The sequence below is a fragment of the bacterium genome, assembly GCA_026398675.1.
Taxonomy (GTDB): domain Bacteria; phylum RBG-13-66-14; class RBG-13-66-14; order RBG-13-66-14; family RBG-13-66-14; genus RBG-13-66-14.
This window is the reverse complement of the sequence record JAPLSK010000110.1, coordinates 1-4,157: the sequence shown is the minus strand read 5'-3', so window position 1 is coordinate 4,157 and position 4,157 is coordinate 1. Positions and strand designations below refer to the sequence as shown.

The following is a 4,157-nucleotide window of genomic DNA, read 5'->3' as shown; positions in this document are numbered from 1 at the left end:
CCCCTCTCCCTGACCCTCCCCCCAGAGGGGGGAGGGGACAGACGGCAATCCTCACCCCGGCCCGCGCCCCGCGCCGGCTTACGACCCCGGCGGCGGCTCCCGGTTGATGCAGAACAGATCGGGCAGCCGAATCTCCTCCCACCCCATGGACCGCGGCATGGCCCGCCCCGAGACGTTGTCGGCCCCCGTCTCGGCGAAGGGGGTGATGTGGAATCCCACCATCTCGGCGCACAGGGCCACCACGCAGGACCGGACCAGCCCCCGCTTGCGGAAGGCTGGGTGGGTCGCCAACCCCAGGTCGGCGTAGACCCCGTCCTCGGCGAAGACCGCCGCTATCGAGCGGATGTGCCCTCCCACCTCGGCCCCGAAGACGTTCTCGTTATCTATGAAGTGGGCGATGCTCGGGTGGTACTTCCAGAGCCAGGGCTCGTCTATCTCCGCCAAATCCTTCTCGTCGCGGGGGGCCAGCCAGCGCACCGGATGCTCCGGCTCCGGGTAGGGCTCCCGGGCGATGAAGCCGACCCGGGGCCATCGGACGACCGCGTTGAAGGCTTGGCGCAGCACGCCCTCCCAGTCCGGCGCGGCGTAGCAGAAGCCGGTCCAGTCCACCGGGGGCATGGCGGCCAGCACCTCGGGCTCCCCCGGCTCTCCGCCGCAGGACAGGTCGTCGAGGTGGGAGTGCACCGCCCAGCCCTGACCCAGGCGGACCACGCCCCGCTTGGCCAGAAGGTTCGTACGGGGTATTTGCAGGCCCGGGTCGGGCGGGAAGAACTTCAGGGCAATTTCGTAATCGTCGTTCATGGTTATTCTGGGTAGGCGGCGAACACCTGTTCGGCGAGTTTTTCCAAACTTTGTTCCTGGATCGCCTCGCGGATCCGCCGCATCAGTTGTAGGTAGAAGAAGAGGTTGTGATAGGTCGCCAGCCGCAGCCCGAGAAATTCGCCGGCGCGCACCAGGTGCGCCAGGTAGGCCCGGGTGTACCCGGCGCACACCGGGCAGCCGCACTCGGGGTCCGGCGGCGTGTGATCCTCCCTGAACCGCGCGTTGCGCAGGTTGAGCTTCCCGGCCCAGGTGAAGAGCTGGCCGTTGCGCGCGTTGCGCGTGGGCAGGACGCAGTCGAAGAGGTCCATCCCGAGGGCCGCGGCGTGAACGATGTCCGCCGGAGTGCCCACGCCCATCAGGTACCGGGGCCGGTCGCCGGGCAGCAGCGGCGCCGAGGACTCCAGCACCTCGCGGTACAGCGCCTTGGGCTCGCCCACGGAGAGGCCCCCCAGGGCGTAGCCGTCGGCGTCCAGCTCCTTCAAGAAGGCCGCCGATTCGGCCCGCAGGTCGGGGTGCATCCCGCCCTGGACGATGGCGAAGAACGCGCGCCGCGTGCCGTTGGAGGAGTTGAGCCTCCGGTGCTCCTCCGCCGACCGCCGCTCCCAGGCGTGGGTCAGCGCGAGGCTCGTCCGCACCTCCTCCGGGGTCGCCGGGTACGGCGTGCACTCGTCCAGGGCCATGACCACGTCGGCCCCCAGACTGTGCTGCACCCCCACGGACCGCTCCGGGGTCAGCTCGTAGAGCTCCCCGTCCAGGGGGCTGGCGAAGAGCACCCCATCGGCGTCCAGCCGCCGGACGACCGGCTCCCGCTCGCGGCTCCAGGCATCGGGGACCGCGTTCTCGCCGTCCAGGCCGGGGAAGCCCTCGTCGCGGTCGCTCTCGGTCTCGGCGGGCAATCGGGCGCCGATTCCCCGGCGGCCGGAGAGGGAGAAAACCTGGAAGCCGCCGGAGTCGGTGAGAATCGCCGGGCCGTCGTCGCCCAGGCCCATGAAGCGGCGCAATCCGCCCGCTCCCGCAACCACCGCCGGACCGGGACGTTGCCACAGGTGGTAGGTGTTGCAGACCAGCTGCTGGACGCCCAGGGCCCGGAGGTCGCCGGCGTCGAGGGTCTTGACCGTGGCCTGGGTCGCCACCGGCATGAAGGCCGGCGTCTCGACGGTGCGGCCTCCGACGGTGTAGGCGCCCCGCCGGGCGAGGGAATCTTCCGCCAGCACGCTGAACTCGAGATCGCCCGCCTCGCCTCCCGGATTTACGAGGACTGAATTGCCGCTGGAACCCTCCCGGCATATGGCGACCAGTGCCTCCCGTATTCCGCCGGGGGGGAATCCACCGCCCTTATTATGCCGCCCGAAAGTTCATTTTGCAACACCCCAATGAATCCGTGACAAACACCTCTATTAAATCGTATACCTTACGCAACTTGGCCCGTTGATTCAAGAACCGGGGAGGGAAGATGAAAAAGGCGCTTCTCGTCGTGCTTTCGATTCTGGCGGCCGCATCCGTGGCGCTCGCGCCCAAGAAAATCGCAGTGCTCTACTTCGACGTGGCCGCCGCCACGCACGACTACGACTACCTCGCCACCGGCATCCCCGAGATGCTCATCACCGACCTGGCCAACCAGCGCGACATCACCGTCATCGAGCGGGAGCGGCTGGACGAGGTCCTCCAGGAGATGGCCCTGGGAGGCTCGGGAATCACCGACAACGCCACCGCCCTCGAGGTGGGGAAGATCCTGAATGTGGAGCTCCTGATCATGGGCAACCTGACGGTGTCCGGGGAGAGCTTCCGGCTGGACACCAAGATTCTGGAGGTCGAGACGGCGGAGGTGCTGGGGGCGGTGAAGGCGGCCACGGACGACAAGGGGGACATTTTCGACCTGGTGGACGCGACCTCGGCGGCGCTCATTGACAAGCTGCGCGGCGTGTCGCTGGGCTCGGGGCTCACCTATGACGTCCCCGAGGGCGCCGTCCGCTTCGACGTGGCCTTCGTCATAGACACCACCGGCTCCATGGGCGACGAGATCCAGGTGGTGAAGGAGAAGATGAAGGAAATCGCGGCCGAGGTGGCGCAGGGTACACCGCCGCCCGCCGTGCGCTTCGGCATCGTGGAGTACCGGGACCGGGGCGACGTCTACGTGACGCAGACCACGGACCTGACCTACGACGTGGCGCGGCTCAACGAGCGGATAAACTCGATCATCGCTACGGGGGGCGGCGACGCGCCGGAGAGCGTGGCCGAGGGGCTCCGGGCCGCCATCCACGAGCTCTCCTGGGAGCCCGGACCCGTCGTCCGCCTGGCCTTCGTCATCGGCGACGCGGCCGACCACCTCTATTCCGACGCCGGCTACACCCTCCAGGACGCCGCCGAGGACGCCCGCGACCTCGGCCTCACCTTCTTCACCATCGGCTGCTCCGGCCTGGACCCCGACGGCGAGAGCCAGTTCGTCAAGCTGGCCTACGATACCAACGGCAGCTTCGAGTACCTCACCTACCGCCAGCGCTACGTCAACGAGACCGGCGAGGAGGTGGCGCTTCTCTATGAGGGGGACCACGTCTACGAGGAGTCTACCGTCCGCGGCACCGGCGGAGGCGGGAGCGGCGAGGGCGACTTCGTCTACCCCGCGGAGTCCTCAGAGGTGGGCGGCGTGGGCAGCTCGACCATCATCACCTCGGCCCTCAAGGGCGAGGGCGCCGGTTCGAGTGAAACGATGACCTACGACGAGTACCGCAGCGAGGCCACCGAAGGCGAGGCGGGGCTCATGGCCGACGCGGAAACCATCGTGAGCGCGACGAGCGGCGCGACCGTGGGGGAGAAGGAGAACAACCTGGACAGCCTTATAACCGACGTCATCAAGGCGGAGGCCATCCGCTCCGACGTCAGCTACGACCTGGGCATCCCCGTGGCCAAGGTTCTGGTGGAGAACTCGGGGCTCCGGGCCTGGCTGCCGGTGACCGACCCGACGATGGTGGACCGGCTGCGTTCGGCGGCCGGATCCGCCGATACCATGTGGGTCGCGGCGGGCGTGTCGCCGAAGACGGAGGGCTCCACCGCCTATAACGCATTCGTCTTCGTGGCGGTCACCCTGCGGCTTTTCGATAAGGAGAGCCAGGTTCCGGAGATGGCCCGGGGCGATTTCGCGAAGTTCGAGGGCGACCCGGCGTACTACCGGGACCACGGCCTGGGCAGCCCCAACGTGTGGGCGGTCCCGGTGCGGGTGCTGGAGTTCCAGGAGATCGAGCCGGCCGAGTAAACCGGGCCGCCGCGCGACCGTGGCATCGGGTCATTGGCCATAATACGCTAAATGTAGGGCGGGGACTTTAGTCCCCGCCGCTTTA

General features: G+C 68.3%; 3 protein-coding genes. 1 reads left to right on the top strand and 2 read right to left on the bottom strand.

Annotated elements, in window-relative coordinates:
- Positions 1-78: 78 nt before the first annotated feature.
- The gene (locus NTW26_02495; GenBank protein ID MCX7021142.1) at positions 79-801 is read right to left on the bottom strand and encodes a hypothetical protein; all 723 of its coding nucleotides are present in this window, start codon (positions 799-801) and stop codon (positions 79-81) included.
- Positions 802-803: 2 nt separating this feature from the next.
- Positions 804-2,036, bottom strand: coding sequence for a tRNA guanosine(34) transglycosylase Tgt (gene tgt / locus NTW26_02490; protein MCX7021141.1), 1,233 nt, complete (start codon positions 2,034-2,036; stop codon positions 804-806).
- A 239-nt stretch (positions 2,037-2,275) separates the two neighbouring features.
- Between tgt and NTW26_02485 the strand changes: the two genes are divergently transcribed.
- Positions 2,276-4,072, top strand: coding sequence for a VWA domain-containing protein (locus tag NTW26_02485; protein ID MCX7021140.1), 1,797 nt, complete (start codon positions 2,276-2,278; stop codon positions 4,070-4,072).
- Positions 4,073-4,157: the final 85 nt, after the last annotated feature.

Coding starts and splice junctions, on each gene's coding strand:
- NTW26_02485 (MCX7021140.1), top strand. CDS start 2,276: ATGAAAAAGGCGCTTCTCGTCGTGCTTTCGATTCTGGCGGCCGCATCC.
- NTW26_02495 (MCX7021142.1), bottom strand. CDS start 801: ATGAACGACGATTACGAAATTGCCCTGAAGTTCTTCCCGCCCGACCCG.